Here is a 26,979-nt window from a genome sequence, read left to right on the forward strand (position 1 = left end):
GTCATCGCCTTTCATTATCGGAAACGGCCGGCACCGGCGGAAGGGTTGCAAGATAGTCGGCGACCGCGCGGCGGTCTGCGTCGGACAGATTGCGCGCGACCTCGTTCATCAGCTGGACGTCGGAGTTGTCGCGCTCGCCCCCGACCCAGGCGGCCAGCTGCGAGGCCGTATAGGCGGGGTGCTGGGCGGCCAGGGAGGGGAAGTTCGGCGCCACGCCGAAGCCCGACGGGCCGTGGCAGCTGAAACAGGCGGGAAGGTTCTTGGACCAGTCGCCGTGCAGCGCCAACTGCTCCCCGCGCGCCATGTCTCCGCCCAGCTCCGGCTTCGCGGTGGAAGGCGTGCGAAGCGCCGAATAATAACGCGCGAGACCGCGCCGGTCGGCGTCGCTCAGGGCGCCGGCGACAATCCGCATGGTCTCATTGCGGCGGCGGCCTGAGACATAGTCCTGCAGCTGTTTGACGATATAACCCTCGGGCAGACCTGCCAGTCGGGGCACGTTGGCGCCGCCCTCGCCGGCCGCGCCGTGACAGGAGGCGCAGGCCCAGGCTTCGCCTCGGCCCTGTGTGACCAGACGCATCACGCCAGGATAGTCGAAACTGGAGATCCGGACAGGTCCGACCGAAGGTTGAGGCGCCAGTCCGGGATCGACGACGCGCGCCAGCTCTTCACCTCCGCGCCAGGCCCCGCGGCCGGCGAAACGTTCGCGCTGCGCCGCCACGAAGGCCGGCGTGATCTCTTGGTCGTCGCCGCCCCAGGTCTGGCGAACATGGCTGGCGACCCGCGCCAGTTCGGCGTCGGACAGCACGCTGGCGAAGCTTGGCATATGGCCGTCGAACACCTTGCCGCCGACATCGATCGGCCCGTCGATGCCGTGAAGCAGGATCTGCACGATGACGGTCGGATCGGCGGCGACGAACCGGGATCCCGCCAGCGGCGGGATGGCGCTGCGCACGCCCACGGCGTTGGGCTGATGGCAGGTCGAACACCGCGCCTCGAACACCTGAGCGCCGCTGTTCAAAGCGAGGGCGGGCGTCTCTTCGATCTGCTCGGCGCGTTCTTCACGTCCGACGCCGACCGCCTGAGCGTTGTCCCATAAGGTGACCGCGCCCCAGATCGCCAAGGCGATGGCGATCCAATAGACCGGCAGCGGAATGCGCCGGAACTCCTCGTAGGGTTCGAAGGCCTCGTCCGGTTCGCGGGGCTGAGGGGCGTCGGGCGGCCCTTTGCGGATCATTTCGGCTCGCCCTTTTCGCTGTAGCCGTCGTCGCGGACGGCGGTGGGCGGGGCAGGGAAGGTGCGGTCCAGACTGCGCAGATAGGCGACAAGGTCGCGCGCCTGCGGCCTCGCCACCACGACCTTACCCTTGGGCGCATAGCGTTCCGGAAGCGCAACGACAACGTCGCCGGGCGCCGCCTTGTCCTTGACCTCGAACAGGTAAGGATAGGCCGGCATGATGCTCCAGTCGTAGATCGCGCGCGGCTGATAGAGATGGGTCATGTGCCAGGCTTCGCTCGGCAGCCGCGCGCCCACATTCTGAAGATCCGGCCCCGTGCGCATGGTGCCGAGCTGGTGGGGTTGGTCGTAGAAATAGTCGGAGGCCACCGCCGCCCGTCCCCAGCCCCGTTCGCCGTCCGGCGCCTGGTCCAGGGCGCGGGGCTGCTGGCTGTGACAATAGACGCAGCCCTCGGAGACATAGACCGCCCGTCCCCGGAGCTCCGCCTCTGTGTAGGGCAGCAAACCCGGCGTGGGCGCTTCTCCGCGGATCTGGATGCCGGGGAGGATGACCAGCATCAGGGTGGCGAACGCCAGGATGGCGAGGGCGAAGACGCCCAGAGGGATGACGCGGTTCATGCTGCGGTCGCCGGAACGGTGTCAGTGGGCGCGGTTCCAGCCTGGGGGGCGCGTCCCTGCGCCAGCAAGGCGACGAAATGGCCCGCGAAGATGAGATGGCCCAGCGTCATCAGCGCCCCGCCGACAGACCGGGCCTCAAGATAGGGCGCCAGGACGGTGACGCTGTCGGCGAAGGGGCGCGTCGCGTCCAGCATGGCCAAGCCTTGCAGCACGCCGCCGATGGTCAGGGCGAAGAAGTAGATGGCGAAGCCGACGACCACGAGCCAGAAATGGACCTTGATCAGGGCCGGCGCGGGCCATTGCCGCCCCGTCAGGCGCGGCCCCATGTGGTAGACCGCGCCGAACAGTATGAAGGACACAAAACCATAGGCGCCCAGATGGGCGTGGCCGACCGTATATTGGGTGAAGTGGGTCACGGTATTGACCGTGCGCAAGGCCTCGATCGACCCCTGGAAGGACGCCAGGGTGTACATGACCGCCCCCAGCGAGATGAACCGCAGAGGGACCGAGGCCTTGAAGGCCCAGAGGTTGCGGGCGACCGTGACGTGCTGGTTGATGGCCACGGCGATCACCGGCACGAACATCATCACACTGTGGACGATCGACAGGGTCACCACCCAGGTCGGCACCGGACCGCCGATCAGATGATGGATGCCGACCTGACTGTAGAACAGCGCCAGCGCCCAGAAGCCGAGCAGCGACAGACTATAGGAGTAGATTGGCTTGCCGATGATCTTGGGAATGAAATAATAGGCCGCGCCCACGCCCAGCGGAGTCAGCCAGAGCCCCAACACATTGTGGGCGAACCACCAGTTGACCGTCGCCTCCTGCACGCCCGAATGGATGCCCGGCAGATTGGCGATGAAGAACAGGACGGGAAACCAGCACAGCGCGCCCAGATAGTACCAGCCGGTCACATAGATATGGTCGACGTTGCGCCGCAGCGCCGTATGGAGAAGCGGCCAGACGAAGAAGGCGCCGGCCAAGGCCAACAGCCCATCGATCTGCCAGGGAATCTCCAGCCATTCCTCGCCGTCCGTCCAGCCCGAGGCGATCGCCAGGGCGCCGCAGGCTACGGCGACGTTCCAGAGCACAGCCCCGATCACCGGCAGCCGGGGATGTCGCAGCGCGGTGTGGAAGATGCGCGGGGCGATCCAGAGCGCCACGCCGATGCCGGTCATCGACAGCCAGCCATAGATCACCAGGTTCAGGTGCAGGGTGCGGACCCGGCCGAAGGTCAGCGGCGCGACGTCCGTCAGCCAGTCCGGCCAGTGGAGCTTCAGCGAGGCCATCAGGCCGAAGATCGAGCCGATGACCAGCCAGGCGATGCCGCTGCCGATCAGGATCATCACGGGGCGGCGCGAAACCGCATCGATGCCCTCGCGCTCGGTGTCATAGTGATGCGGCCCGACCGATTGGGTGTCCTCGCCGGACATCGTCGCATCGTCGGGCGTGCCCGCCTCCCCGGGCGTGAAGACCGTGTAGGCCTGCCCTTGGTGCAGTTGGAGCTGCCGGTTGGTCACCGCCCAGATCAGAAAGGCCAGGGCCAGCAGCGACACGAGGAAGCTGAGCGCCAGCAGAAGGCCGATGGTCACCGACATCAGGCGAGGACTCCGTCAGAAGGCATAGGTCACGTCCACATAGCCGTAGGTGGTGTCGTCGGGCGCCGGCGCGTTCGGCGCGTCGGTCAGGGCGCGGCCCTTGAAGAGCCGGGCGCCGCCGGTCTCCAGGGTGACGTCAGGCGTCAGCTTGTAACGGACCCGCGCCTCGATCTGGGTTCCACCAAAGCGGCCGCTGTCGCCCGACGGGTCGATGACCCCCGTCGCGCCCAGGCTGTCGCGCGCGTCTTCGAGCCAGAGTCCCCGCACGGCGACGAAGCCGTCCAGCTTGCGGGAGGGCTTCATCTCCAGGCGCACGTCGGGCGACACGAGGTTGGCGCGTGAGACCGGGCCGTAGAGACCGGCGGGGCCGAACTCGAAGCGGCGTGCGCCGTAAAGAGTGTCGAACCGGCCATAGTCGCCCTGTCCCCCATCACCCGTGACATAGTCGAACTGGGCCGCCAGTCTCGGCGACCAGTCGTGCCGGAATGTGCGCCCCGCCTCCAGATGGATCAAGCCCGCCCTGACATCCACGTCCTGGGTGTCCGTCGGCGAGGCGGAGCGCCGGACCTGGCCGACCTGGGCCGCCGCCTCGACCTCAACATCCCATAGCCCGGCCGCCGGCGACTGGCGCCAACGGACGCCGGGCGTCGCCAGCCGGCGGTTGCGGGTCTGCTGGTCCGCGTCATCGCTTTCGGTCAGGCCGTAGACATAGAGGTCGAGCGACCGCCGCTGGCCGAGGTCGCGAGTCCAGAACAGGCCGGCGAACTGAAGATCGGCATCCTCGCGATCCCACGCGACCCGGTTGTCCTCGATGGCGGCCCTGTCGTCCGGCAGCCGCACCTGCGGCATGACCCAGAAGGCCGTCAGCGCCCCGTCGGCCAGGGGCGTGTCGAAACGGGCGCCTGTATAGGCGTTGGTAGTGTTGCGGAAGTTCTGGCGAGAGACGAAACGCTTGGATCCCAGGTCCATGGTGAACCGGCCCAGCTGCAATGTCCGCGCGTCTCCCGCGCCGAGACGGACTTTGGCGTAAGCCTGCACCAGCTCCAGCGCATTGACCTCGCCGACGCCGACCGACGACCGCGGCCCCTGACCGAAAGCCCGGGAATCGAACAGCTCGCCGCCGAACGTCACGCGACCCACATCCCGCTCGACGGCCAGCGTCAGCCGCGTCGTCAAAACGGCGTCGCTCGGCTCCGCCGTTGGACGAAACTGGCCAGACAGCGTCTCTCCGCGCGCTCGCGCTGACCCGGACACACGCCAGCCGTTGTCGGCGACCGCCTGCTGCCCGCTGGCGGCGAGGGCGCCGCTCATGAGGATAGAAATCAGCACCGGACACGCGTTCCCATGGCTGGCGCGGGCCTCTTGATGTCTCCCATCGGCGTTTCCTGCTGCGTTTTGTCGCAACAGGCCGGGTCAAGCTTAAGTCAGCCTTAAGGTGACCGCGACGGCGTCCGGCGCCCAAACCAGCGGTGCACGCGATCGGCGTAGGCCGACCAGGCTGACCCGAAGAGGAGCGCCAGGTGTCGTTCCTCGCGCCGGATGGCGAGACGGTCGGTGGCGAAGGCGGCGACGGGGGCGGCCACGAAGAACCAGGCGTTGTCGAACAGGCCCCCGAGGCCGAGCAGCAGCAGGCCGTTGGCGAGATAGATCGGGTTGCGGCTCCAGGCGAACGGACCGGTCGTGACCAGGGCGGTCGCCGCCCGGTGCGGCAGGATGTTGGCGCGCCGCCGCCGCATCTCCAGCATGGCCCAGAGGTCCAGACCAAGGGCGAGCCCGACCAGAAGGCCGCCGGCGGCGAAGGCGCCGGGGAAGAGGGCGGGCGGAGTCCATAGACGCGCCGTGATGAGCGCGACAAGGACGGCGCCGCCCGTGATGAGCGGCGGCCAGGGCCAGCGGTTCGGCGCCTGCGGCCTCACCCGCCGGCCAGCTTGAGAACGCCGCGCAGCAGATAGGCGACGACGCCCAGGACGCCCACGCCCAGCACCCAGAGGGCGACGAACCAAAGGCCCTGCCGAAGCCCGTTTGTGGAGCCGCGACGCATCAGTGGTAACCGTCGTCGCCGACCTTGCCGCGAAACACCCAGTAGGCATAGGCGGTGTAGGCTAGGATGATCGGGATCAGGATCAGGGCGCCGACCAGCATGAACAGCTGGCTGGAGGCGGGGGCGGCGGCCTGCCACAGGGTGATCTCGTCGGGCACAGCGTAGGGGAAGACGCTGACGCCCAGCCCCGCGAAGGTGACGGCGAACAGGCCCAGAGACAGCAGGAAGGGCCAGACCTCACGCTTCTGACGCATGGTCCAGAAGAAGGCGGCTGCGACGATCAGAACGAGCAACGGCACCTGGGCCGTCAGAAGCACGCCGGGCCAGTCGAACCACCGGCGGGCGTATTCGCCGTCGAGGAACGGGGTGGCCAGGCTGACCGCGCCGATCATCAGCAAGGTCGCCGGCCCCAACTTCCAGGCCTGGGACCGGGCGTGGGTCTGGAGCGCGCCATCCGTCTTCATGTTCAGCCAGGTGGCCCCCAGAAGGGCGTAGCCGACGACGACGGCCACACCGGTCAGCAGGCTGAAGGGGCTGAGCCAGTCCCACCAGCCGCCGCCATAGGCGCGACCGGACACTTCGACCCCCTGCAGGATGGCCCCCAGGGTGACGCCCTGGGAGAAGGCGGCCAGGAGGGAGCCGCCGAAGAAGGCGACATCCCAAACGGGCTTGGCCCGTACCGTACGCCAGCGGTATTCAAAGGCGACGCCGCGGAAGACCAGGCCCAGCAGCATGGCGATGATCGGCGTATAGACCGCCGGCATCAACACGGCGTAGGCGAGGGGAAAGGCCGCGAACAGGCCGCCGCCGCCCAGGATCAGCCAGGTCTCGTTGCCGTCCCACACCGGAGCGATCGAGTTCATCGCCTTGTCGCGCTGATCGCCGGCCTTCAGCGTCGGGAACAGGATGCCGACGCCCAGGTCGAACCCGTCCATGACGATATAGGCGAAGACGGCGAAGGCCAGCAGGCCGGCCCAGACCAGGGTCAGATCAACGCTCATGATCGGTCTCCTCGCCGGTCGGGATGGGGCGGTCCGGGTCGATGGCGGGGGCGGGGGTGATGCCCGCCGTGCGGATCGGGGTTTCCGCCACGCCCGGCTCGTCCCGGTGCGGCGCATGGCTCATCAGACGCAGGATGTAGAAGACCCCGGCGCCGAAGACGGTGAAATAGACCACAGCGAAGGCGGCCAGGGAGGTTGCGACGGCGGGCGCCGCCAGGGGCGCAGCGCTGTCGGCGGTGCGCAACAGGCCGTAGACGGTCCAGGGCTGACGGCCGACCTCGGTGGTGATCCAGCCGGCCAGCACGGCGACGAAGCCCATCGGCCCCATGACCAGGGCGAAGCGGTGCAGCCAGGGCGCATCGTAGAGGCGTTTGCGCAGGCGAGCATATAGCCCCCAGAGCCCCAGCAGCAGCATGGCCATGCCCAGACCGACCATGACGCGGAAGGACCAGAAGACGATCTCCACCGGCGGCCAGTCGGCGCGGGCGACGGTGTCGAGACCGGCCAGAGGCGCGTTTGGATCATGCTTCAGGATCAGGGACGACAGCTTCGGAACCTCGACCGCGCCATGGACGGTGGCGGCCTCGCGATCGGGCAGGCCGAACAGGATCAGCGGCGCCCCGTCCGGGTGGCTTTCGAAGTGGCCTTCCATCGCCATGACCTTGGCGGGCTGGTGCTCCAGGGTGTTCAACCCGTGCATGTCGCCGATGAAGATCTGCACCGGAGCGGCGACCAGGATCATGCCCATGGCCATGGCGAACATCTTGCGCGCGCCCTTGTTGGTCCGCTCCTTCATGAGGTGCCAGGCGCCGACCGCGCCGACCACCAGACCGGTCGTCAGGTAGGCCGCCAGCAGCATGTGGGCGAGGCGATAGGGGAAGGACGGGTTGAAGACGATCTTGAACCAGTCGGCCGGGATGAACTGGCCGACCTCGTTGATGGCGTAGCCTTGCGGCGTCTGCATCCAGCTGTTGACGGACAGGATCCAGAAGGCCGAGGCGAAGGTGCCGATGGCGACCATCAGGGTGGCCAGGAAGTGCAGCTTCTTGCCGACCCGGTTCAGGCCGAACAGCATCACGCCCAGGAAGCCCGCCTCGAGGAAGAAGGCGCTGAGCACCTCATAGGCCATCAGGGGGCCGATGACGGGTCCGGCCTTGTCGGAGAAGACCGACCAGTTGGTGCCGAACTGATAGGACATCACCAGACCCGAGACGACGCCCATGCCGAAGGCGACGGCGAAGATCTTCAGCCAGTATTTGAAAAGGTTCAGATAGAGCTCGCGCCCTGTCTTCAGCCACAGGGCCTCCAGCACGGCCAGATAGCTGGCCAGGCCGATAGAGAAGGCCGGGAAGACGATGTGGAAGGCGACGGTGAAGGCGAACTGCATCCGAGCCAGGATCAGGGCGTCAAGTTCCATGGAAGCGTTTCAACCGATCAAGCCGAGCGCGCCGGCGCTGCGGTAAAGCATATATAAGGCGACGACGAAGATCAGCCCCGCGAAGACGGTATTCAAGACGCCTTTCTGTCCCGACAGGGCCTTGGCGAGCCGTGCGCCGACCAGACCGCCCAGCACGCCGCCGCCGATGAAGACGGCCGCCAGGGGCCAGTCGACCCAGCCATCAAGGGCGTAGTTGAAGGCCGTGGTCAGGCCGAAGGCGGTGACGCCGACCAAGGAAGAGCCGACGGCATAGTAGATCGGCATGCGGGTCGAGAACATCAGGCTGGGCACGATAAGGAAGCCGCCGCCGATGCCGAAGAAGCCCGACATCACGCCCGTGGCCAGGCCCGTGCCGACGAGCTTGGGTGCATTGCGCCGATCAAGCTGGACGTTCGGGTCTCCGCCGGCGGAGCGGCCCCGCAACATCAGTACGCCGACGACCAGCATCAGGACGGCGAAAAGGGCCAGCAGCTTCTGACCATCCACGGCCTTGCCCAGGCTCGAACCCAGAAAGGCTCCGAGCACCCCGGCGACCGCGAACAGACTGGCAATTTTCCATTTCACCGTGCCGTGGCGGGCATGATTGATCACATTGGCGAAGGCGTTGGCGGCCACGGCGAAGGCGCTGGTGCCGATCGCCAGGTGCGGCTCCTTGACCCCGACCAGATAGACGATCAGCGGCACGGCCAGGATGGACCCGCCGCCGCCGACCAGGCCCAGGGTGAAGCCGACGAGCGAGCCGGCGCCGGCGCCGAGGCCGTACTGCAGCGGAGACAGGTCCATGATCAGGCTCAGGCGACAGCAGGGCGAAGCTGGGGGGCGGGTTCGATGTGGTGGGGGCCGGCCAGCCATTCGCGACCGCGCAACATCCCAAGCCAGTAGATTTCGGGCAGGGCCTGGGCCTTCAGATGCCAGGCCAGACGGGTCGGCTTGGTCCCGTCGAGCATCCATTTCGGGAAGCTGGGCAGGAGCTTGCCGCCATAGCCGAACTCGGCCAGCACGATCTTGCCGCGCTCGACCGTGAGCGGACATGAGCCATAGCCGTCATAGACCGCCCGCATCGGCTGGCCGTCCAGCAGCGACAGGATGTTCTCGGCCACCACGGGCGCCTGTTTGCGGGCGGCCGCAGCAGTCTTGGCGTTGGGTGCCGAACAGGCGTCGCCCAGACCGAAGACGTTTTCGAACCGCTTGTGGCGCAAGGTGGCGTCATCCACCTCGATCCAGCCGCTTTCGGCGGCCAGCGGACTTTCGCGAATGAAGTCCGGCGCCGTCTGCGGCGGGCAGACGTGCAGGAAGTCGAACTCGCGCCGAACCTGGCGAACTTCACCGTCCGCACCGGTCACGGCGAAGGTCGCGATCCGCGCCGGGCCGTCCACCGCCACCAGTTTCGATCCGAAGTTCAGGTCGATGCGGTATTTGCTGACATATTCCATCAGGGCCGGAACGTAGTCCTTGACCCCGAACAGCACCGGGCCGGCGTTGTGGAATTCGATCTCGATGTCGTTTCGACCGTGGTCGCGCCAGTGATCGGCCGACAGATACATGGCCTTCTGCGGGGCGCCGGCGCATTTGATCGGCATGGGCGGCTGGGTGAAGATCGCCCGACCGCTCTGCATCGCCTGGACCAGCTTCCAGGTGTAGGGCGCGGTCTCATAGCCGTAGTTGGAGGTGACGTTGTTGCGCCCGAGCGTTTCCGCCAGGCCCGGAATGGCGCCCCAGTCCAGCTTCAGTCCCGGCGCCGCGACCAGCATGCGATAGCCGATCCAGCGGCCGTCGGTCAGTTCGACGCGATCGTGGATGGGGTCGAAAGCCGCGACCGAGCCGCGCACCCACTGGGCGCCTTGGGGGATCAGGTCCTCGGTGCGGCGCCGGGTCCGCTCGGGCGTGAAGACGCCGGCGCCGACCATGGTCCAGCCGGGCTGATAGTAGTGATGTTCGGATGGCTCGACGATGCGGACATCAAGGTCGGGGCGACGACGCAGGAGGCTGGCGGCTGTGGCGATGCCGGCGGATCCGCCGCCGACGATCAGGACATCGCAGGACTCCAGGGGGGCGTACTGGGCGCTCATGACGCGGCTCCTTCGAGACGGGGACGCAGGGCGCCGAGGTCGTAGCCGGCGCTCTTGGCGCGTGCGATCAGATCGTCAGCGCTTATCGAGGCGACGTTCGCCAGCGCCCACAGGGTGGTCGTGCGCGTGCCGGTGCGGCAGAAGCCGAACACAGGCTGGGGCAGGTTGGCCAGAGCCTCGCGGAAGTCCGCCACGTCCTGGTCGGAGATTGCGCCGCCGACCACGGGAACATGGGCGAAAGCCAGTCCCGCAGCCTCGGCGGCCTGGCGCAGATCTTCGGAGCTGGGCTGGCCGGGCTCTTCGCCGTCGGGTCGGTTGGAGATCACCGACCGGAACCCTTGGGCCGCGATGTCGGGCAGGTCTTCCGGGGCGATCTGGGGCGAGGCGGACAGGGCCTCGTCCAAAGGGCGAATATGCATGGCTTTGTCTCCCTAGGGTCTTTTCTGGTTCAGGCGTTTCGGTCGAGGGTCAGGCGGAACAGCGCCATGCCGGCCGCGAGGGCGCCGACGAAGACGAAGGCCTGCCAGGCGCCGGTCGTCAGCGCCGCAAGCGCCGGGCCGGGGCACAGGCCGACCAAGCCCCAGCCAAGGCCGAACAGGGCGGCCCCGCCGACCAGAGGGGTGTCGATGGTCCGGCCCTCGGGCACATGGAAGGTGTCGGCCGCGACCGGAGCCTCCATGCGCCGGCGGATCAGCCAGGCTATGGCGGAGGGGATCAGCGCCCCGCCCATGACGAAGGCCAGAGAGGGGTCCCAGGCGCCCGTCACATCCAGGAAGGCCAGGACGCGGGCCGGGTTGATCATGTCGGACACCACCATGCCGGCGCCGAACAACAAGCCGCACAGGACGGCGACGATCAGCCGGCTCACGCCAGGCCTCCCAACAGGTGGCGGGTGACGAAGACGGTCAGGGCCGCGACGGCCATGAAGACGCCGGTGGCGACGATGGAGCGGGGCGACAGGCGGGCCAGGCCGCAGACGCCGTGGCCGCTGGTGCAGCCCGAGCCCCAGCGGGTGCCGAAGCCGACGATCAGGCCGCCGAGCACCAGCAGCCAGACCTCCGAAGTGATCTGCACCTCGGGCCTGCGGATCAGCGCCGAGGCCAGGGCCGCGCCGCCCAGCAGGCCGGCGATGAAAAGCAGGCCCAGAATGCGCGGCGCGCCTTTCGACAGGCCGGTCGCTGCGGCGGTCAGGCCGGAAATCCCGGCCACGCGCCCGTTGAGCAGCAGATAGAGGCCAGCCGACAGGCCGACCAGCAGACCGCCGGCCAGCGGCCAGATGAAGGGGAGAGGCTCAAGCATCGGGGGCTCATCTCACAGCGCGTTGAGCGGGACTTTGAGGTAGCGCACCCCATTGTCCTCGGGCTCGGGCGGGCGGCCGCCGTTCATGTTCACCTGAACCGACGGCAGGATCAGCCTGGGCATCGGCAGGGTGGCGTCGCGCTGGGTGCGCATGGCCACGAACTCGTCCTCGCTGACGTCGTCGCGGATATGAATATTGCCGGTGCGTTGGGCGCCGATGGTGGTCTCCCAGGCGAACTCGGTCCGGCCCGGGGGCGCCTTGTAATCGTGACACAGGAAGACCCGCGCCTCGTCCGGCAGGGAGGTCAGGCGATGGATCGAGCGGTACAGCGTCCGCGCGTCGCCGCCGGGGAAGTCGCAGCGCGCCGTACCGTAGTCGGGCATGAACATGGTGTCGCCGGGGAAGACGGCGTCGCCGATGACATAGGCCAGACAGGCCGGGGTGTGGCCGGGCACATGCAGGACCGTGGCCTTCAACCCGCCGATCTCGAACCGGTCGCCGTCGTTGAACAGATGGTCGAACTGGCTGCCGTCGCGGCGGAAGTCGGTTCCTTCGTTGAAGATCTTGCCGAAGACCGCCTGGACGGTGAGGATCTCATGGCCGATGGCCAGCTGACCGCCGAGCTTTTCCTGGAGATAGGGCGCCGCCGACAGGTGATCGGCATGGGCGTGCGTCTCGAGCAGCCACTGAACCCTGAGACCTTCGGATTTTACGTAATCAATGAGGGCGTCGGCCGAGGCGTGGGCGGTGCGGCCCGACGCCGGATCGTAGTCCAGAACGCTGTCGATGATGGCGCAGGCGTCTGAGCCGCGATCGCGCACGACATGGCTGACGGTGAAGGTGGCCTCGTCAAAGAATGATTTGACCAGGGGACGTTGAGCGGGATCGGCGAGCGCGGCGCGCACGATGTCGGCGGCGTGGTCGCGGGCGGGATCGGGGATGGGCGAGGACATGGCGTGTCTCCGTTTCGGTGACTCAACACATATACCCATTCATAGTTCGTGCAAGTATGTAGTTTAATGTAGCGGAAACGGTGGGAAGCGCTTAGCTTGCGGCCATGGAAACGATCGACACCGGACCAGCCATCTCTCCCACCGCGATGCGCGCCCTCCGCATCAACGACACGGCGCCGGATTTCACCGCGCGCACGACCCAGGGCGAAAAGCGCCTCAGCGACTACCGTGGACGCTGGCTGGTGCTGTTCTCGCATCCGGCGGACTTCACCCCAGTCTGCACCAGCGAGTTCGTGGCCCTGGCCCGGCAGGCCGACGCCTTCGCGGCGATCGACTGCGATCTGATGGCCCTGTCAGTCGACAGTCTGTATTCGCACCTGGCCTGGCTGAAGGACATCTACCGCCGCTTCGGCGTGAAGGTGCCCTTCCCGATCATCGAAGATCCCTCCATGGCCATCGGCCACGCCTTCGGCATGGTGGACGCCGGCTCAAGCGACAGCGCGACGGTGCGCGCCACTTTCGTGATCGATCCCGAAGGCGTGGTGCGCGCCATCAGCTGGTATCCGATGAACATCGGCCGCTCGGTTGATGAGCTGCTGCGTCTCGTCACCGCCTTGCAGACCTCGGACCGTGAGGCGGCCTCCACGCCGGCGGGCTGGACGCCCGGCGACGCCCTGCTGGAGCCGGCCGCCACCACCCTGGATGCGGCCATCGCCGACGGTGACGGCGATGCGCCCTGGTACTATCGCGAGCGCCGCGCATGACCGACGATCAAGCGGCCGCCATGGCGCGGTTGAAGGAAAAGGCGCCGGAGGCCGCAGAGCTGTTACGCCAGCTGGCCAACGCCAACCGGCTGCTGATCCTGTGTCACATCGCCGAAGAGGAGCGCTCGGTGGGCCAGCTCGAGGCGGACCTCGGCATCAAGCAGCCGGCGCTATCCCAACAACTGGCTGAGCTGCGCCAGTATGGCCTGGTCAAGACCCGCCGTCAGTCCCGCTCGATCTTCTATTCGATCGCCGACGACCGGGCCCAGGCGGTCATGGGCATGCTCTACGAAATCTTCTGCGGCGATGCGAAGGCGGTCGGCGCGCGCGTCGCCGCCCCGGCGCCCCGCTCATCGACGCCGGCGCGCGGCGACACGGCGCAATTCGCCCGCATCACCGCCGTCGCACGGCGCTGACGGCCAACCCGCACAGGAGACTCTCGTGAAGGGCTTCATCGACAATATCGAACGTCTGACGGAAGAGAACACAGACTTTCGCCGCGTTCTCTACACCGGCCACAATCTGCAGCTCGTCCTCATGGCCATTCCGCCCGGTCAGGAGATCGGCGAAGAGGTCCACGACGACCGCGACCAGTTCTTCCGCATCGAGGCGGGCGAGGGCGAAATCTGGATCGACGGCGTCCGTCACGCCGTGAAGGCGGACGACGGGGTCATCGTCCCTCAGGGCGCCCGCCACAATGTGGTCAGCACGGGGTCCGAACCGCTTCGGCTCTACACCCTCTATGGTCCGCCCGAGCATCGCGACGGCACGGTTCACGCCACGGTGGAACAGGCCTCCGCCGACCACCAGCATTTCGACGGCCGCACGACCGAATAACCATCAAGGGCCGACGTCGTCCGCATCGGCGCGCCGGTCGTCGGGCCGCGGCAGGTGCAGGGCGATACCCAACGCCTCCGCCAGACGGGTGTCGCGACGATAGATGTCATCGCGAAAGGCGACGCGGCCCTGGCCGTCCAGAAAGGCCGTCCAATACAGCAGGCGCACGTCGATCGGCCGACCGGTCGCCACCCGGACGGTCTCGCCGCTGTCCAGCGCGGCGTCGAATCGGGCGAGCCTTGCGGGGTCGGGCGCGAGCAGTAGCCGAGCGAAGCCGACCGCGTCCTGCACCCGCACGCAGCCGTGACTGAGATGGCGGAAGCTCCGCTCGAACGCACCCCGCGACGGGGTGTCGTGCAGGAAGATGGCGTAGCTGTCCTGAAGTTCGAACTTGACCTGGCCCAGGGCGGCGTTCGGGCCGGCGCGCTGAACCACCATGCCATTCTGAACCGTCATGTTGTTCGCCCGCATATAGGCGGCGCCGCGTGGCAGGATCTCGCGCTGGGCGATGGAAGTCGGCACCGTCCAGGGCGGATTGGCGACCACCGAGGCGAAGGGCCGTTCGAGGCTGGGCGTCGCATTGTCGGCGTCACCCGTCACGACCCGCATCGAATGCACGGGCCGACCGTCCTTCCAGTAGACCATGATGGAGGCGGCGGTGTTCACCTCGATCCGTTCCGGGGCGACGTCTCTCTTCAGCCAACGGCGGCGTTCCAAATTCAGCGCGATCTGGCGAGCGCGGGCCTCGGCCGAAATCGAGAGCGCCCGCTGTGTCGCCGGGCCGATGCGGGCGTCCGCTTCAAGACCGTGGCGCACCTGGAACGCCCGAACGGCCTCTTGCAGAACGGAGCCGTATTCACCGCCAGACGGGCCGACCATCGCGGCGGCGGCTTCGCTCAAATCGCCTTCCACCCGAAGGCGCGGCAGGAGGGCGGGAAGGCGGGGGTCGGACGCAAACGGTTCGATCGTTGCGCCCAGGGCGAAGGGCGGCCAACCGCCGCGGTCGGCGATGGCGCGATAGCGGAGGAAGCCGTCGCACAGGCCCTGATAGCCGCGGTCCTGGGGTGCGAGGCCGGCCATCGTCTCCGCAAGTGTTCGGTCGTCGACCGCCTTTGCGAGGAGAGGCGGCGTGTCGACCTGGTTGCGATCCATTTCCCAAAGCGTCTCGACGGATGCTGGATTGACCCGGCCATGGGCGAGCGCCTCAGCCAGGATCAGGACGGCCTGGGTCAGTTCGACTTCGCCCAGGGCGAGACCGTGGGGCGCCGACAGCCCGTGGCGGTCCGCCAGAGCCAGGGCGTCCATGGCTTGCCGGCGCGCTGGCCCCGCCCAGGCGGGGCGTCCGCCGCGGGCGGCGTAGAAGGCTGTGGTCAGAGCAGTGATGTCAAAGGCGGCGGGCGCGGGTGCTGCTCGCGCCGCCGTCGAAACCCAAAGCGGCGCCGCTGCGGCCGCCAGCAGGTGTCGGCGGTTCAGGGTGAAGGAGCGACGGTCGGCCATGCCGCCGACACGGCAGGGTTCACCTTAAGGCAGGCTTAAGGTTGGCCGGTCCGCCAGCCCCACCGCGCGAAGATGGCGGCCCCCTCGTCGGACTTCAAAAAGTCTAGGAAGGGCTGGGCGTCGGCGTCCTGGCGGCCGGTCTCTGTCACAACGGCGCCGGCGTCGCGGTAGATGCGGTAGGGCTCTTCGACCTCGACCACATCAGCGAGGTCCGGATTGGCGACCTGCCAGATGCCCCAGATGATCCAGGCGTCCAGCGTCGGGTCGTCGATCCAGGCCTGTCGGGCCTCGGCGCTGTTGCGGGCGTAGACGACGATGTTGCGACGCAGCGCGCGCACCTTGGCGATGTCGCCGGTGCGAGCGGCCATGTCCTCCCACAGGCCGTTCTGGCCCGCGCCGTTGACGACCAGGACCCGGCGACCCGGCTGGAAAAGATCCTCCAGGCCGCCGATGCTGTTCGGATTTCCCGGCCGAACGAGGATGGAGGCGGTGCGCAGATAGAGCGGCTCGACCGCCTCTGCGCGGATGCGGCCCTCCAGGGCGCTGACAAAGTCGGTCATCATCGTCTCGGAGCCCGAGAAGATCAGGTCGCCGTCCACCTTGGCCTGGTCCAGCCATTGGGGCGTAGGTCCGGCGACGACGGCCACGGCGCGACCGGTGCGCGCCTCATAAGCCTTCGCCGCGTCGCGCATGGCGGGGGCGGGGCCGCCTGGACCGTAGACATGAAGAGGATCGGCAGGCGTCTGGGCGTGGGCGGCCAGGGCCGTTGCGCTCAGGAGGGCGGCCAGCGTCAGTGCGGACAGGCGCATCAAGAATTCTCCTGGGGCGGGGCGAAGTGATTGGCGGGGATCTTGAAATAGACGCGCCCGTCCGGCGCGGCCGGCGGCAGCACCCCGCCGCGGATGTTCACCTGAAGCGCGTAGAGCATCAGGTTCGGCAAGGGCAGGGTGGCGTCCCGGCCGTCGCGAAGCCGCACGAAATCCGCTTCTCCGCGTCCGCCGCCGACATGGATGTTGTCCGCCTTCTGCTCTCTCACGGTGCTGAAGCAGGCGGGCTCGCGGCCATCGGGACCGTAGTCGTGGCCGACGAAGACGCCGGTCTCCTCGGGCAGGGCCAGGATGTCCTGGATGCTTCGGTAGAGGGCCTTGGAATCGCCGCCCGGAAAGTCGGCGCGCGAAGTGCCGGCATAGGGCATCATCAGGGTGTCGTGGACGAAGGCGTTGCCGCCGATCACATAGGTGATGGACGCCAGGGTGTGGCCTGGGGAGAAGATGACCCGCCCCGGCAGGCCGCCGACAGCAAACGCATCGCCGGCCTGGAAGAGACGGTCCCACTGGCGACCGTCGGTCGGGAAGTCGTCGTCCAGGCCGTAGATGTCCTTCCACAGCCTCTGGACGCCAACCACTTTCTCGCCGATGGCGGTTGGAGCCTCCAGCTTCTCGTTGAGATAGGGCGCGGCCGAGAAATGGTCGGCATGGGGATGGGTGTCCAGCAGCCATTCGACGGTCAGGCCTTCAGCCTTGACGTAGTCCAGGATGGCGTCGGCGTTGCGGGTCGAGGTCGCCGCGGCCTTCTCGTCGAAATCCCAGACCGGATCGATGATCGCGCATTTGCGGCTGACCGGGTCGGAGACGACATATTGCCAACTGCCGGTCTTCTTGTCGTGGAGCGCCGCGATGCGCGCTCCGCCGTGGTCGATGATCTGCATGAAGGCTCCGTTTGGTTTGCGAAGAAAAGGGCCGGACCGCTTGCGCGGCCCGGCCAGCGTCCGATCAGGCGGCTTTCGGGGCGTCGGGGAGGTCGCGCGTTGAGAAATACCAGTCGGTGTAGACGTAACCCTCGGAGGCGCGGGCCTCAGCCGCCTCGGCGGTCTTGGGTGGGGGGACGATGGCCGGCTGGCCAGGGCGCCAGTTCTCAGGCGTCGCGACCCCGTTGGCGTCGGACGCCTGGAGCGCGGTGAGCAGCCGAACGAACTCTTCGATGCTGCGGCCATTGCTCATGGGATAGTAGACCATGGCGCGCAGCTTGCCTTCCGGATCGATCAGGAAGGTGGCGCGAACAGCCGAGGTGTCGGCCGCGCCAGGGTGGATCATCCCGTAAGCCTGGGCCACCTCCATCTTCAGATCCTCGATGATGGGGAAGGGGATTTCGACGCCGAACTTCTCCTTGATGTTCCGGGTCCAGGCCAGGTGCGAGAAGATGCTGTCGATCGAGAGCCCCAGGAGCTCGCAGTTCATGGCGGCGAATTCATCCGCGTGCTTGGCGAAGCCGATGAACTCGGTCGTGCAGACCGGGGTGAAGTCCGACGGGTGGGAGAAGAGGATCAGCCATTTGCCGCGGTAATCGGCCAGGCTGCGGTCCCCGTGCGTGGTGCGGGCGTGAAAGTCGGGGGCGGGTTCGTTGAGGCGGGGCAGTCCGGTCATGTCGATATCTCCTTCAGACGCCCCAATGAACAATTACATACATACTTACGCAAACTAATAGTTCTTATGCTCAGGAAAGGTTCCGCCTATGCCGAGCCGTCAGTTCACAACCAGGGCGTATCCGGCCTGTTGAAGGTGGATGACCGTCATCAGGGCGGCGAGATCAACGCTCACGCCCGCTTCGAGATCGGCTTGCGCGATGCCGTTCCCCGCCATGGCCTGGCCGCACAGTCGAACCTGGACGCCGGCGGCGATGAGGGCGCGGATCAGGGCGCTGTTGGGGTTGGCGTCGCCCTTGCCGCGCGCGGTCCAGGCGGCGTCGGAGAGAACTGCAGGGGTGGCGGCGCCGTGCAGGACGACCACGATCTGACGGTGGTCGGCGTCCACGCCGCCCGCCGCCAGCATATTCACCAGCCGCGCGACGCGATCCAATCCCTTCAGCGGCCTGTCGTCCGCACCGCCCTGGGACACGTCGAAGATGACCCGATAGATGCGCGACGGATCCGGCTGTTCGCCGGCCTCGGGCAGGGGCTTGAAGCCGCCGAAGCCTGAGACAGCCTGGGCGAAGCTCGGGGAGGCCGCCAGGGAGGCGGCCAAGGACAGGGCGATCACGAGGGTTTTCATGGCGGGTTCCGGTGTGCGGGCGCTGGGGGTCAGGGACGGCGGGCGATGAGATCGATCAGGGCGGACCGGCCGCTGTGGCCGGCGCCTTCGGAGACGTCGCTGTCGTGGCTTTTCAGATGCAGGATGTCGAAGTCGGCGAAGGCGTCGCGGAGCAGCGCCTCGGCGTAGAGGTTCTCGACCTGCCCCGGACCGCCGGTGCCATAGGCGATCTGTTCCGGCCGATAGCCCTGCAACAGGACCAGGCCGCCAGGCTTCACGGCCGCCTTCATACGCTCGAAAAGTCGGTCGCGCTGGGGAGGCGGGGCGAACTGAATGAAGACGGCGACCACGACGTCGAACGCACCCTGCGGCCAGCCCCAGGTCTCGAAGTCCGCCACCTGGGCGTCCAGTGTGACGCCACGTCGCTCGGCCAGGGCGAGGGCCTTCTCGACCGCGCGCGGGGCGATATCCGTGGTGGTGACGGCCAGGCCCTGTTCGGCGAGCCACACGCCGTTTCGGCCCTCGCCGTCGGCGACCGCCAGAGCGGTCATGCCGGGCTGGAGCCGCGCGATCTGAGCGGCCAGGAAGGCGTTGGGCGTCTCGCCGAACAGATAGTCCTGGCGGTCATAGCGGCTGTTCCAGAAGTCGCGGGCGGCGACGGAGTCCATAAGGTGTTCCTTCAGATGATGAGGACGCTGACGGGCAGATCGGTCTCGCCAGGCGTATGGTCGGCGAACCAGGATTCAAGCGCGCCCACAGTGTCGATGTCGAGCGTCCGGCGGTCTCGCCCGTAATGTTCGGGCACCCCTTGGGCGGTGACGAAGGCCACCAGATAGTCCGCCTCCGGCTCGACAGGGCGGTCTCCGACCAGCAGGCGGTCGAGGCGCTGCCCCTTGGGATTCTCAAGCTTCACGAAGGCCGTGAGACCCCGGCAACGTTTGATGTAGCCGCCCATCTGCTCATACGGGTCGGCGGCGAAGGTGCGCTCCAGATTTTCTTCCAGCATCGCTTGCAACTCGGCCCCGGTCAGCGTCGTGCGTGAGATCGGCGGATTCATCGGCGCCATATTGTAGAGGTCGCCCAGAGTGACCGGACCCGGCGCGACGGGCGCGCCGTAGCGCCAGCCGTTGGAGAAGGCGATGTCCACGCCCGCCGCCTGCGCCGCCGCCGCCAGCAGGACGTCGTCCATCGGCGCGCTGGCCATGGCGTAGCGGTGAAGGGGGATGGCGGTGCGGCCGACGATGCGCGCCAGACGCTCGCGCTCGGGCGCCAGGGCCATCTCCACCAAGCCGGCGACTTGATCGTCTTCGGGGCCAGCGTCCACGGCTATGAGCCGATGGCGCCGCAGGCACACGCGGCCCTCTGCAATCTCCAGATCCAGCCGGCCGATATAGGCGCCGTGGCAGCCGGACTGGATGATCAGGGTGTCGCCGACGCGGGCCGGTTCGTGCAGGCGGTTATGGGTATGACCGCTCAGGATCACGTCGATGCCCGGCGTTTCGGCGGCCAGCTTCAGATCCTGCGGAAAGCCCAGGTGCGACAGCAGGACGACCAGATCGACCTTTTCCTCGCGGAGCTGGTGCAGCTGCTCGCGGGCTTCGGCCACACCCATTTCAAACCGCACGCCTTCAGAGAAGGCGGGGGGCATCGTCTTGTCGATGATGGGGCAGGCCAGGCCGATCACGCCGATCCTCAGACCGCCGCGCTCGAACACCCACCGCCCGTCGAACTCCGGCGCGCCGTCATCCTTGCGGAAGACATTGGCGGCCAGGACGGGATAATCCAGTCCCGCCGCCAACGCCTTGAACCCCGCCGGGCCATAGGCGAACTCCCAGTGCGCCGTCATGGCGTCGATCTTCAGGGCGTTCATGATCGGAACCAGCGCCTCGCCCCGGCTGGCGACGGCGACCCGCGTGCCATGGAAGGTGTCGCCGTTGTCCAGGGTCAGGCATGCACCTTCGGCGCGCGCCTCTTCGAAGAGGCGCGCGATGCGGGCGACCCCGCCCAGCCGTTCGAACCGCCAGCCGCCTTCGGTGCGCACCAGTTCGGGATGCGGCTCGAGATAGCCGTGGAGGTCGTTCAGCTGGAGCAGGGTCAGGGTGGTCATGGTCGGCTTCAGCGCAGCGGTTGTCCGGAGCGGATACGACCGATCACCGCTTCGAGTTGCGCCTGGGGCATGCCGCCGGGGATCAGATTGCCGTTGATGATAAAGGCGGGCGTGCCCTGCAGGGCCAGGGCCGCCGCTTCTCGACCATTTCGGTCCAGCACCGCGTCGATGTCTGCGCGGTGTTCGGCCAGGTCCTGATTCAGGCGCGCCATGTCCACGCCGGCCGACTGGACCAGACGGGTGATGTCCGCCTGGTCGCCGATGCGCGACGGCGACAGCATGAAGGCGTTATGGACGGCCTCGTACTTGCCCTGATAGGCGGCGGCGAGGGCGGTCCGGGCGGCGGTCTCCGAGACGTCGCCGAAGATCGGCCAATCCTTGTACAGGACGCGCACCTTGGTGTCCGCCTTCAGCAGGCCGTCGATCTCAGGCTGCATCTTCTTGCAGTAGGGGCAGTTGTAATCGACGAAGCCGATGATGGTCACATCGGCGTTCTCGGCGCCGATGAAGGGCGCTGCGGGATCGCGCAGCAGGTCATTGAAGCCGACCTGGGCGATGGGCGGCATGTCTTGTCCGGAGGCGGCGGAAGGGCTGGCGGGCGCCGCGCCGTTGTCGGCGTCGGCCGGGCCGCAGGCGGCGAGCGCCAGGACGGCGGCGAAGGCAGGGGCGAAGGTGCGGTTCATGGAAGCTCCGTGAGGCGAGGGGGTCAGTGCAGACGCGCGATTTCGGTCGCGATCTGTTCGGGGGCGATTTCCCCCATGTGGGCCTTGGCCAGACGGCCGTCGGCGTGGAGGAACAGGGTCACCGGAATGCCGGCCGTACCGTAGTGGCGGGGCAGCGCCATGGCCTCGTCGAACAGCACATGGTCGAGGGCCAGCCCCTGGCTCTGCAGAAAGGCCCGAACGCCGGCTTCGCCCTCGCCCTGGTTGACGAAGAGGAAGCGCACATTCGGATGGGCTTTTTCGGCCTGGGCCAAAGCCGGCATCTCGCGCCGGCAGGGCGGGCACCAGGTGGCCCAGAGATTGATCACCGTAGGCCGATCGATCGGCGCCGAAAGGTCGATCGCCGGTGCGTCCATCGCGGCCAGCGTCAGGGCGGGCGGCGCCATGGGCTGCGTCGCCGAGGCCAACTGATGGGCGGTGGTCCAAACCAAGGCGCTGGCCAGCACAGGCGCAATGGCCCAGGCGCGTTCGCGCGTCGTGCGCAGCAGCAGAATGGTGGCCAGGATCACGACCGGCGCGACCCAGATCCAACTGAATCCGCCCTGCCAGACCGCGAGCGCCCGCCACGGGTCAGCCCCGAAATACTCCCAGTGCGTCGCCACGTGACCGAGGCGGGCGACCGCCAGACCGCCGAAGACTAGGACCGTGCTCCACAGGTTGAAGCGCGGGCTGACCCGGCTGGCCAACAGCCCGACGCCGATCATGAAGACGAACACGCCGGCGATGATGGCGAACCGCTCGCCCGACAGGACGAGCGGGCCCAGGGTGATGGCGTTCATGCGGCGGCTCCGGCGCTCTGCAGGGCGGAGGCGACGTCTTGGGCCGACATCTCTCCGATCAGTCGGCTGCCCGGCGCTTCGGTCGCCGAGGGCGACAGGAAGATCATCGTCGGCGGTCCGATCACTCCGTGCCGCTCAAGAAGCGCGCGCGCCTCGGGCGTGCTGCGCGTGACGTCGACCTTGATGAGGTCGGTGTTCGAAAGGCCGGCGATGACCGCGGGGTCCTCGAACACCGTCCGCTCGATCACCTTGCAGCTGACGCACCAGTCGGCGGTGAAATAGACCAGGGCGGGACGTTCGCGCGCGGCGGCATCGGCGACGGCGCGGTCGAGCGCCGTCTGATCCAGCACGACCGCTGCGGTTTCGACCGGCGCGGCGGCTGAGATTCCAGCGGGCCGCGCCAGGGGCTCAAGCGGACGCCACGGGTCGTCCGCCCCGAGACTGAGGCCGACCAGCAGCAACAGGCCCCAGGTCGCGGCCGCCAGGCCAGCGACACGTGCGACGCCGTTTCTCAGATTCGGGCTCAGCGGCTGGAACAGGCCGAGAGCCGCCGCCAGACCGAGCGCCAGCGCCGCGCCGAAAGCCAGCGTCGCGCTCGGCGGCAGGATGCGGCCGGCCAGCCACCAGGCCATGCCCAGGAAGATGAAGCCGAACAGCATCTTCACCCGGTCCATCCACGGCCCAGCCTTGGGCAGGAAGCGCGCGCCGACCGTGCCGAACACGATCAAGGGCACCCCCTTGCCCAGGCCCAGGAAGAACAGGGCCGCCGCGCCCAGCCCAACGTCGCCGGTCTGTGCGATATAGAGCAGGGCACCCGCCAAGGGCGCGGTGACGCAAGGGCCCACGATGAGGGCGGAGACGAAGCCCAGACCTGCGGCTGAGGGCAGGGACCGCCGTCCGTCACCGCTGTCGCGGGACAGGCGGCTGGTCCAGGCCGAGGGCAGTTGCAACTCGAAGCCGCCGAACATGGACGCGGCGAGAACGACGAAGACGACAACCAGAGCGCCGATCGCCCAAACCGACTGGAGCGCCATCTGCAGGTTCTGTCCGGACCAGGCGGCCGCGACGCCCAGCAGGGCGAAGGCGACGGAAAGGCCCAGCACATAGGCGACCGAGAGCATCAGGCCTCGGCGCGTACCGCGCCCGTCCACGCCGCGTCCGATGACGCCGGCCAGGATCGGGTACATGGGAAAGACGCAGGGCGTGAAGGCCAGAAGCACGCCGAAACCGAAGAAGGCGAGCAGGACCCAGGTGGCCCCGCCCTGCAGCGCCAAGCGATCGACGAAGCCCGGGCTGGGGTCCGGGATGACCGCCGGCGATGGCGCGACCGGCGGAGGCGCCAACGCGCCCTCATCACTCGCGAGTGCGGGTGTGGGTGCAGCGCCCGGCGCCTGGATCGCCAGCAGAGCGGCGGCCTGAGCGGTCTGCGCATCGGCCTCCCGAGCGGCAACCTCGGACTGCGGCCGGGTCGGCACGTCCACTGTCCGCGTCATCGGCGGGTAGCAGATCGAGTCCTCGAGGCACCCCTGGTAGGTGATGTTGACCGACGTCGGGCCGCCAACCTGCGTCAGGGTCTGCGCCGATAGGGTCGCGCGACCCTCGTCATGCCAGACGTCGACGACGCCAAAGCCCGGATCGTCCTTGGTTTCGCCGGTCGCAAGCTCCAGAGGCAGCGATGCTTTCCCGCCCGGCGTGCTGGCGACGGTGTGGTCACGATAGAGATAATGGCCGGGCGCAATGTCCCAGGCGAAGGCCAGGTCGCCGTCAGCCTCACGCGTCACCGTCAGGGAGAAGGCCTTGTCAGGCGATAGCGGAGCCTGACCCAATGCCGAACCCGGAAGGGTGAAGGACAGGATCGCGAGAGCGGCGGGCAACAGTCGGCGGAAAAACCTCATGGCCATCTCGTCGGCAAACGAGCTTAAGTCAGGCTTAAGCCGCAACTTCCACCTCACGCCGCATGAGACTGCTCGCCATAGAAGATGATCCCGTTCTCGCCGACGGCCTCCAGGTCGGGCTCAGCGCCTGCGGCTGGACGGTCGAAGTCGTCGGGCGGGTCGAGGACGCCCTCGCGGCGCTGGAAAGCTCGGCGTTCGATGCGGTCGTGCTGGATTTGGGTCTTCCTGATGGCGACGGCCTTTCGGTGCTGCGTTTCGTTCGCGAGCGCGACATGGATGTCGGCGTGGTGGTCTTGTCGGCGCGCGATGACAGTCGGGACCGCATTGTGGGTCTGGACGCCGGCGCGGACGACTATGTCGGCAAGCCTTTCGATCTCGACGAACTGGCGGCGCGACTGCGCGCGGTGCGGCGTCGCCTGCTTGGGCGCTCGGCGCCCGCCTTGCGCCACGGCGGGGTGACCCTTGATCCCCAGTCGCGTCTGGCTTGGCGTGAAGAGGGGGACCTGCCCCTTTCGAGACGTGAGTTCGCCATCCTGGAGGCCCTGATGGAACGGCCTGCACAGGTCCTCTCGCGCAGTCAGCTAGAAGAACGCCTGTACGGTTGGCAGGAGGAGATCGGCTCTAACGCGGTGGAAGTGCACATCCACTATCTCCGGGCCAAGTTGGGAGCCGGCTTCATCCGCACCGTCCGCGGCGTAGGATACACCCTGCAATGAGCTCGATCCGCCTGCGTCTGTTCGCCACCCTCGCGCTCGTGACCGCCCTCGTCTGGGGCGGCGCGGTCGTCTGGGTCGAGATCCAGACCCGGGCCGAGGTGCAACGGGTGCTGGACCGGCGCCTGATGGAGTCGGCCCGCATGGTCTCGTCCCTGATGCAGGCCGGCAGCGTGCGCCCGGCGATGCAGGCTCCGGAAAGCGGGGCCGCCGATGTCTACGACCGTCAGCTCTCCTGCCAGATCTGGTCGCTGGAAGGCGATCTGATTGGTCGGTCCCAAAGCGCGCCTGCGGAGCGGTTGTCGGAAGGGGGCGACGGTTTTTCAGAACGCACGATCCGGGGCGAGCGCTGGCGCGTCTACACGGTGCATGATCGTGATGCCGGTTTCAGGGTCATGGTCGGGGACAATCTGGCCGTTCGCGAGCACCTGGTCGGCAATGTCGTCACCGCTTTGATCGGTCCGGCGGTCCTTGGTCTGCTGGTGCTTGGCGTATTGATCTGGTGGTCGGTAGGGCGGGGGCTGACCCCTATTCGACAAATGACCCGCAGCCTTGCGGTACGGGATGCGGAAGATCTGACGGCGTTGGACGTATCGCCGGACGCCCGCGAACTCCGTCCCTTCGCCCTGGCGCTGAACGACCTGATGTCACGCCTTGGCGCAGCGCGGCGTCGCGAGGCCGAGTTCACGGCCGCCGCCGCGCACGAGTTGCGTACGCCTCTGGCAGGCCTGCGCGTCCAGGCGCAGATTGCGGCGTCGTCTTCGGATACGGCCGTTCGAAGACGCGCGCTGGAGCAGATCCAGACCTCTGTCGATCGCACTGCCCGCCTCGTCACAGGTCTTCTCGTCTTGGCGCGCGAGGACGAGATGCCGGTTAGCGACGAAGATCGCCGCTGGGTGACGCTTCGGTCGCTGTTTGCAGGAGCGGAAGGCGATGATCGGGTGTCGATCGTTGAAGGTGACGCGCTGCTTAACGTGGATCCAGATCGCTTCGAGGCAGCGGCTGCCAATCTCCTCGCCAACGCGCAGGCGCATGCGGCATCCTCAGTCGTGATCAGTTACGACCCGACTTCCGGGCGTTTAATCGTCGAGGACGACGGCCCGGGCGTGGCCTTCTCGGATCTGCATCGGCTGGGTAGGCGCTTCTTCCGTGCGGCCAATGCACCTTCCGGAGGGAGCGGTCTGGGCCTCTCTATCGTCCTCGCCACAGTGAAGGCCCATGGGGGACAGGTGCAGTTCTTGCGCTCACCAGGAGGCGGTCTCCGTGTCGAGGTGATAGTTGCTATTGAGGCTTCGGGGTCGATGCATAAGCCTAGCACGCTGACCGACTAACAACGATCTCGGCACGCCGAAAGGGTGAGCTCGGGGCCGATCGCGGATCGGAGGCGGACATTAGATGTTCTCACCTCCAGCGTCTGCTGATGCAAACGGCTGCTGGTCGCACAGCGAGGATAGCCCGCACGCACCCCACTGCTGGCTCACTAAGTTGGGCTAGGGCTTTCGGCGGCTCAGCGGCCGCTGGTCGGGAGATTTCCGACCGGGTTTCTGCTATGGGATTTCAGGAAGTGGGTATTGATCCAGATTGCTGGCTCTTCCCCTCTTCTGGTGACCATATGGTGACCAATCGTCGCTGAGATTTCCTAAGGTCTTAGAAAAATCAGCTTTATCAATAGGATAGAACGAGAGTTCGCGGCATCGAATATCCTCTACTGGGACATCGAACTGGAGCCCTAGTTGCTCGAAATGGCTCAAACACCCTTGTGGGGGCAGGTTCAGGGTTCGTTCTTTTCCCGCTGATTTCTCGATTACCCGGCGTTTGATCGCCGGGAAGACGGCGGTCGCATCCATATCGAGGACTTCGCCCAGGTCTTCGGCGTGTATCCGGGCGAGAAGTACGACAGGGAATCCTACCGCTATCTGGAGAAAGTCCTCTGGCTGGAAACCGGCGAAGCCGGGGTGCGCGAGTTCATCCGGCGGCTGGTGTTCAACACTCTGATCGGCAACGCCGACATGCACCTAAAAACTGGTCGCTGATCTATCGCGACGGCCGAACACCCGAGCTGTCCCCTGGCTACGACTTCCCGTCGACGACCGTCTGCATCCCTAATGAGAACATGGCTTTGAAATTCGCTCGAACGAAGCGGATGAACGAATTTACCGTGGACGAGCTCAGCTATATGGCGGCTCGCGCCGGACTCCCGGCAGCCCTGGCTCGCGATGCGGCGACAGCGGCCGTAGATCGTTTCCATGAGGTCTGGCGCGCGGAACGTGCACACCTGCCGATCGCGAAGACCTCGCCGCCGAGATCGAAAGGCTGCTCGTCCCCCTGGCTAAAAACAGGTAGTGGTCAGTTCCTGAGATCGTTGATGGAAGAGTGTCGTTGTGG

At 67.3% G+C, this 26,979-nt stretch carries 31 protein-coding genes; 6 read left to right on the forward strand and 25 right to left on the reverse strand.

Going from position 1 to position 26,979, the window contains the following annotated elements:
* Window position 1: 1 nt before the first annotated feature.
* From D1604_RS07440 to D1604_RS07500, 14 genes are all read right to left on the reverse strand, one after another.
* Complete coding sequence (locus D1604_RS07440; RefSeq protein ID WP_119412799.1) at window positions 2-1,234, reverse strand: c-type cytochrome; 1,233 nt, start codon at window positions 1,232-1,234, stop codon at window positions 2-4.
* Window positions 1,231-1,851: a cbb3-type cytochrome c oxidase subunit II gene (locus D1604_RS07445; protein WP_119412800.1), complete on the reverse strand. Its 621-nt coding sequence runs from the start codon at window positions 1,849-1,851 to the stop codon at window positions 1,231-1,233. Before D1604_RS07445 ends, D1604_RS07440 begins: the two co-directional genes overlap by 4 nt.
* Entirely contained in the window at window positions 1,848-3,452 is a 1,605-nt protein-coding gene (locus D1604_RS07450) for a cbb3-type cytochrome c oxidase subunit I (protein ID WP_119412801.1), read from the reverse strand. The genes D1604_RS07445 and D1604_RS07450 overlap by 4 nt, the downstream gene beginning before the upstream one ends.
* Window positions 3,453-3,467: 15 nt before the next feature.
* The gene (locus tag D1604_RS07455) at window positions 3,468-4,763 is read right to left on the reverse strand and encodes an alginate export family protein (protein WP_119412802.1); all 1,296 of its coding nucleotides are present in this window, start codon (window positions 4,761-4,763) and stop codon (window positions 3,468-3,470) included.
* Between the two features lie 119 nt (window positions 4,764-4,882).
* Window positions 4,883-5,368 (reverse strand): methyltransferase family protein, encoded by a 486-nt coding sequence (locus D1604_RS07460; RefSeq protein ID WP_119412803.1) that lies wholly within the window; start codon window positions 5,366-5,368, stop codon window positions 4,883-4,885.
* Window positions 5,365-5,493, reverse strand: coding sequence for a hypothetical protein (locus D1604_RS16010; protein ID WP_255413955.1), 129 nt, complete (start codon window positions 5,491-5,493; stop codon window positions 5,365-5,367). Before D1604_RS16010 ends, D1604_RS07460 begins: the two co-directional genes overlap by 4 nt.
* Window positions 5,493-6,494, reverse strand: a complete 1,002-nt coding sequence (gene cydB / locus D1604_RS07465; RefSeq protein WP_035308644.1) for a cytochrome d ubiquinol oxidase subunit II — start codon at window positions 6,492-6,494, stop codon at window positions 5,493-5,495. The genes D1604_RS16010 and cydB overlap by 1 nt, the downstream gene beginning before the upstream one ends.
* Window positions 6,484-7,911, reverse strand: a complete 1,428-nt coding sequence (locus D1604_RS07470; RefSeq protein ID WP_119412804.1) for a cytochrome ubiquinol oxidase subunit I — start codon at window positions 7,909-7,911, stop codon at window positions 6,484-6,486. Before D1604_RS07470 ends, cydB begins: the two co-directional genes overlap by 11 nt.
* A gap of 9 nt (window positions 7,912-7,920) precedes the next feature.
* Window positions 7,921-8,715 (reverse strand): sulfite exporter TauE/SafE family protein, encoded by a 795-nt coding sequence (locus tag D1604_RS07475; protein WP_035308649.1) that lies wholly within the window; start codon window positions 8,713-8,715, stop codon window positions 7,921-7,923.
* Between the two features lie 8 nt (window positions 8,716-8,723).
* Window positions 8,724-10,001 (reverse strand): NAD(P)/FAD-dependent oxidoreductase, encoded by a 1,278-nt coding sequence (locus D1604_RS07480; RefSeq protein WP_035308651.1) that lies wholly within the window; start codon window positions 9,999-10,001, stop codon window positions 8,724-8,726.
* Window positions 9,998-10,420: a TIGR01244 family sulfur transferase gene (locus tag D1604_RS07485; protein WP_035308653.1), complete on the reverse strand. Its 423-nt coding sequence runs from the start codon at window positions 10,418-10,420 to the stop codon at window positions 9,998-10,000. Before D1604_RS07485 ends, D1604_RS07480 begins: the two co-directional genes overlap by 4 nt.
* A gap of 29 nt (window positions 10,421-10,449) precedes the next feature.
* Complete coding sequence (locus D1604_RS07490; protein ID WP_035308654.1) at window positions 10,450-10,869, reverse strand: DUF6691 family protein; 420 nt, start codon at window positions 10,867-10,869, stop codon at window positions 10,450-10,452.
* The gene (locus D1604_RS07495) at window positions 10,866-11,300 is read right to left on the reverse strand and encodes a YeeE/YedE family protein (RefSeq protein WP_035308657.1); all 435 of its coding nucleotides are present in this window, start codon (window positions 11,298-11,300) and stop codon (window positions 10,866-10,868) included. The genes D1604_RS07490 and D1604_RS07495 overlap by 4 nt, the downstream gene beginning before the upstream one ends.
* Before the next feature lie 12 nt (window positions 11,301-11,312).
* A complete protein-coding gene (locus tag D1604_RS07500; protein WP_119412805.1) occupies window positions 11,313-12,254 on the reverse strand; it encodes an MBL fold metallo-hydrolase in 942 nt (313 codons plus the stop codon).
* A 104-nt stretch (window positions 12,255-12,358) separates the two neighbouring features.
* Between D1604_RS07500 and D1604_RS07505 the strand changes: the two genes are divergently transcribed.
* From D1604_RS07505 to D1604_RS07515, 3 genes are read left to right on the forward strand one after another with little or no spacing between them, the layout of a single operon-like run.
* Window positions 12,359-13,018, forward strand: a complete 660-nt coding sequence (locus D1604_RS07505; RefSeq protein ID WP_233551938.1) for a peroxiredoxin — start codon at window positions 12,359-12,361, stop codon at window positions 13,016-13,018.
* Complete coding sequence (locus D1604_RS07510; RefSeq protein ID WP_119412806.1) at window positions 13,015-13,434, forward strand: ArsR/SmtB family transcription factor; 420 nt, start codon at window positions 13,015-13,017, stop codon at window positions 13,432-13,434. The genes D1604_RS07505 and D1604_RS07510 overlap by 4 nt, the downstream gene beginning before the upstream one ends.
* Window positions 13,435-13,459: 25 nt before the next feature.
* Window positions 13,460-13,855 (forward strand): cupin domain-containing protein, encoded by a 396-nt coding sequence (locus tag D1604_RS07515; RefSeq protein ID WP_119412807.1) that lies wholly within the window; start codon window positions 13,460-13,462, stop codon window positions 13,853-13,855.
* 3 nt (window positions 13,856-13,858) lie between these two features.
* Here D1604_RS07515 and D1604_RS07520 read toward each other — a convergent pair whose 3' ends face one another.
* The 10 genes from D1604_RS07520 to dsbD form a co-directional block, all read right to left on the reverse strand.
* Window positions 13,859-15,352, reverse strand: a complete 1,494-nt coding sequence (locus D1604_RS07520) for a L,D-transpeptidase family protein (protein WP_119412808.1) — start codon at window positions 15,350-15,352, stop codon at window positions 13,859-13,861.
* Window positions 15,353-15,387: 35 nt separating this feature from the next.
* Window positions 15,388-16,161, reverse strand: coding sequence for a substrate-binding domain-containing protein (locus tag D1604_RS07525; RefSeq protein WP_119412809.1), 774 nt, complete (start codon window positions 16,159-16,161; stop codon window positions 15,388-15,390).
* Window positions 16,161-17,060, reverse strand: coding sequence for an MBL fold metallo-hydrolase (locus D1604_RS07530; RefSeq protein ID WP_119412810.1), 900 nt, complete (start codon window positions 17,058-17,060; stop codon window positions 16,161-16,163). Before D1604_RS07530 ends, D1604_RS07525 begins: the two co-directional genes overlap by 1 nt.
* A gap of 64 nt (window positions 17,061-17,124) precedes the next feature.
* Window positions 17,125-17,775 carry a peroxiredoxin gene (locus D1604_RS07535; protein WP_119412811.1) on the reverse strand — a complete coding sequence of 217 codons (651 nt, stop codon included), beginning with the start codon at window positions 17,773-17,775 and terminating at the stop codon, window positions 17,125-17,127.
* 99 nt (window positions 17,776-17,874) lie between these two features.
* Window positions 17,875-18,399, reverse strand: a complete 525-nt coding sequence (locus D1604_RS07540; protein WP_052005017.1) for a DsrE family protein — start codon at window positions 18,397-18,399, stop codon at window positions 17,875-17,877.
* 29 nt (window positions 18,400-18,428) lie between these two features.
* Window positions 18,429-19,046: an SAM-dependent methyltransferase gene (locus D1604_RS07545; RefSeq protein ID WP_119412812.1), complete on the reverse strand. Its 618-nt coding sequence runs from the start codon at window positions 19,044-19,046 to the stop codon at window positions 18,429-18,431.
* 11 nt (window positions 19,047-19,057) lie between these two features.
* A complete protein-coding gene (locus D1604_RS07550) occupies window positions 19,058-20,485 on the reverse strand; it encodes a bifunctional metallophosphatase/5'-nucleotidase (protein WP_035308671.1) in 1,428 nt (475 codons plus the stop codon).
* Between the two features lie 8 nt (window positions 20,486-20,493).
* Complete coding sequence (locus D1604_RS07555; RefSeq protein ID WP_035308672.1) at window positions 20,494-21,168, reverse strand: DsbA family protein; 675 nt, start codon at window positions 21,166-21,168, stop codon at window positions 20,494-20,496.
* 23 nt (window positions 21,169-21,191) lie between these two features.
* On the reverse strand, window positions 21,192-21,986 hold the full coding sequence (locus D1604_RS07560) for a TlpA disulfide reductase family protein (protein ID WP_035308673.1): 795 nt from the start codon (window positions 21,984-21,986) through the stop codon (window positions 21,192-21,194).
* Complete coding sequence (dsbD, locus tag D1604_RS07565; protein WP_224764426.1) at window positions 21,983-23,881, reverse strand: protein-disulfide reductase DsbD; 1,899 nt, start codon at window positions 23,879-23,881, stop codon at window positions 21,983-21,985. The genes D1604_RS07560 and dsbD overlap by 4 nt, the downstream gene beginning before the upstream one ends.
* Window positions 23,882-23,943: 62 nt before the next feature.
* On the opposite strand from dsbD, the gene D1604_RS07570 reads away from it, so the two are divergent.
* Window positions 23,944-24,597: a response regulator gene (locus D1604_RS07570; RefSeq protein ID WP_035308676.1), complete on the forward strand. Its 654-nt coding sequence runs from the start codon at window positions 23,944-23,946 to the stop codon at window positions 24,595-24,597.
* Window positions 24,594-25,925, forward strand: coding sequence for an ATP-binding protein (locus tag D1604_RS07575; protein WP_035308677.1), 1,332 nt, complete (start codon window positions 24,594-24,596; stop codon window positions 25,923-25,925). The genes D1604_RS07570 and D1604_RS07575 overlap by 4 nt, the downstream gene beginning before the upstream one ends.
* A gap of 216 nt (window positions 25,926-26,141) precedes the next feature.
* On the opposite strand, the gene D1604_RS15610 is transcribed toward D1604_RS07575, so the two are convergent.
* Window positions 26,142-26,441, reverse strand: coding sequence for a hypothetical protein (locus D1604_RS15610; protein WP_147399893.1), 300 nt, complete (start codon window positions 26,439-26,441; stop codon window positions 26,142-26,144).
* A 27-nt stretch (window positions 26,442-26,468) separates the two neighbouring features.
* Between D1604_RS15610 and D1604_RS07580 the strand changes: the two genes are divergently transcribed.
* Entirely contained in the window at window positions 26,469-26,627 is a 159-nt protein-coding gene (locus tag D1604_RS07580; protein WP_233551941.1) for a HipA domain-containing protein, read from the forward strand.
* The last annotated feature ends 352 nt before the right edge of the window (window positions 26,628-26,979 follow it).

Source organism: Brevundimonas sp. LPMIX5, assembly GCF_003576505.1.
Classification (GTDB): Bacteria; Pseudomonadota; Alphaproteobacteria; order Caulobacterales; family Caulobacteraceae; genus Brevundimonas; species Brevundimonas naejangsanensis.

Excerpts from the sequence above, each read along its gene's own strand:
- D1604_RS07495 (WP_035308657.1), bottom strand. The coding sequence starts at position 11,300 with ATGCTTGAGCCTCTCCCCTTCATCTGGCCGCTGGCCGGCGGTCTGCTG.
- D1604_RS07445 (WP_119412800.1), bottom strand. The coding sequence starts at position 1,851 with ATGAACCGCGTCATCCCTCTGGGCGTCTTCGCCCTCGCCATCCTGGCG.
- D1604_RS07480 (WP_035308651.1), bottom strand. The coding sequence starts at position 10,001 with ATGAGCGCCCAGTACGCCCCCCTGGAGTCCTGCGATGTCCTGATCGTC.
- D1604_RS07510 (WP_119412806.1), top strand. The coding sequence starts at position 13,015 with ATGACCGACGATCAAGCGGCCGCCATGGCGCGGTTGAAGGAAAAGGCG.
- D1604_RS07455 (WP_119412802.1), bottom strand. The coding sequence starts at position 4,763 with ATGAGCGGCGCCCTCGCCGCCAGCGGGCAGCAGGCGGTCGCCGACAAC.
- D1604_RS15610 (WP_147399893.1), bottom strand. The coding sequence starts at position 26,441 with ATGGATGCGACCGCCGTCTTCCCGGCGATCAAACGCCGGGTAATCGAG.
- D1604_RS16010 (WP_255413955.1), bottom strand. The coding sequence starts at position 5,493 with ATGCGTCGCGGCTCCACAAACGGGCTTCGGCAGGGCCTTTGGTTCGTC.
- D1604_RS07560 (WP_035308673.1), bottom strand. The coding sequence starts at position 21,986 with ATGAACGCCATCACCCTGGGCCCGCTCGTCCTGTCGGGCGAGCGGTTC.
- D1604_RS07450 (WP_119412801.1), bottom strand. The coding sequence starts at position 3,452 with ATGTCGGTGACCATCGGCCTTCTGCTGGCGCTCAGCTTCCTCGTGTCG.
- D1604_RS07555 (WP_035308672.1), bottom strand. The coding sequence starts at position 21,168 with ATGAACCGCACCTTCGCCCCTGCCTTCGCCGCCGTCCTGGCGCTCGCC.
- D1604_RS07545 (WP_119412812.1), bottom strand. The coding sequence starts at position 19,046 with ATGGACTCCGTCGCCGCCCGCGACTTCTGGAACAGCCGCTATGACCGC.
- D1604_RS07550 (WP_035308671.1), bottom strand. The coding sequence starts at position 20,485 with ATGACCACCCTGACCCTGCTCCAGCTGAACGACCTCCACGGCTATCTC.
- D1604_RS07575 (WP_035308677.1), top strand. The coding sequence starts at position 24,594 with ATGAGCTCGATCCGCCTGCGTCTGTTCGCCACCCTCGCGCTCGTGACC.
- D1604_RS07505 (WP_233551938.1), top strand. The coding sequence starts at position 12,359 with ATGGAAACGATCGACACCGGACCAGCCATCTCTCCCACCGCGATGCGC.
- D1604_RS07570 (WP_035308676.1), top strand. The coding sequence starts at position 23,944 with ATGAGACTGCTCGCCATAGAAGATGATCCCGTTCTCGCCGACGGCCTC.
- D1604_RS07500 (WP_119412805.1), bottom strand. The coding sequence starts at position 12,254 with ATGTCCTCGCCCATCCCCGATCCCGCCCGCGACCACGCCGCCGACATC.
- D1604_RS07470 (WP_119412804.1), bottom strand. The coding sequence starts at position 7,911 with ATGGAACTTGACGCCCTGATCCTGGCTCGGATGCAGTTCGCCTTCACC.
- D1604_RS07535 (WP_119412811.1), bottom strand. The coding sequence starts at position 17,775 with ATGACCGGACTGCCCCGCCTCAACGAACCCGCCCCCGACTTTCACGCC.
- dsbD (WP_224764426.1), bottom strand. The coding sequence starts at position 23,881 with ATGAGGTTTTTCCGCCGACTGTTGCCCGCCGCTCTCGCGATCCTGTCC.
- D1604_RS07485 (WP_035308653.1), bottom strand. The coding sequence starts at position 10,420 with ATGCATATTCGCCCTTTGGACGAGGCCCTGTCCGCCTCGCCCCAGATC.
- cydB (WP_035308644.1), bottom strand. The coding sequence starts at position 6,494 with ATGAGCGTTGATCTGACCCTGGTCTGGGCCGGCCTGCTGGCCTTCGCC.
- D1604_RS07525 (WP_119412809.1), bottom strand. The coding sequence starts at position 16,161 with ATGCGCCTGTCCGCACTGACGCTGGCCGCCCTCCTGAGCGCAACGGCC.
- D1604_RS07540 (WP_052005017.1), bottom strand. The coding sequence starts at position 18,399 with ATGAAAACCCTCGTGATCGCCCTGTCCTTGGCCGCCTCCCTGGCGGCC.
- D1604_RS07520 (WP_119412808.1), bottom strand. The coding sequence starts at position 15,352 with ATGGCCGACCGTCGCTCCTTCACCCTGAACCGCCGACACCTGCTGGCG.
- D1604_RS07530 (WP_119412810.1), bottom strand. The coding sequence starts at position 17,060 with ATGCAGATCATCGACCACGGCGGAGCGCGCATCGCGGCGCTCCACGAC.
- D1604_RS07440 (WP_119412799.1), bottom strand. The coding sequence starts at position 1,234 with ATGATCCGCAAAGGGCCGCCCGACGCCCCTCAGCCCCGCGAACCGGAC.
- D1604_RS07475 (WP_035308649.1), bottom strand. The coding sequence starts at position 8,715 with ATGGACCTGTCTCCGCTGCAGTACGGCCTCGGCGCCGGCGCCGGCTCG.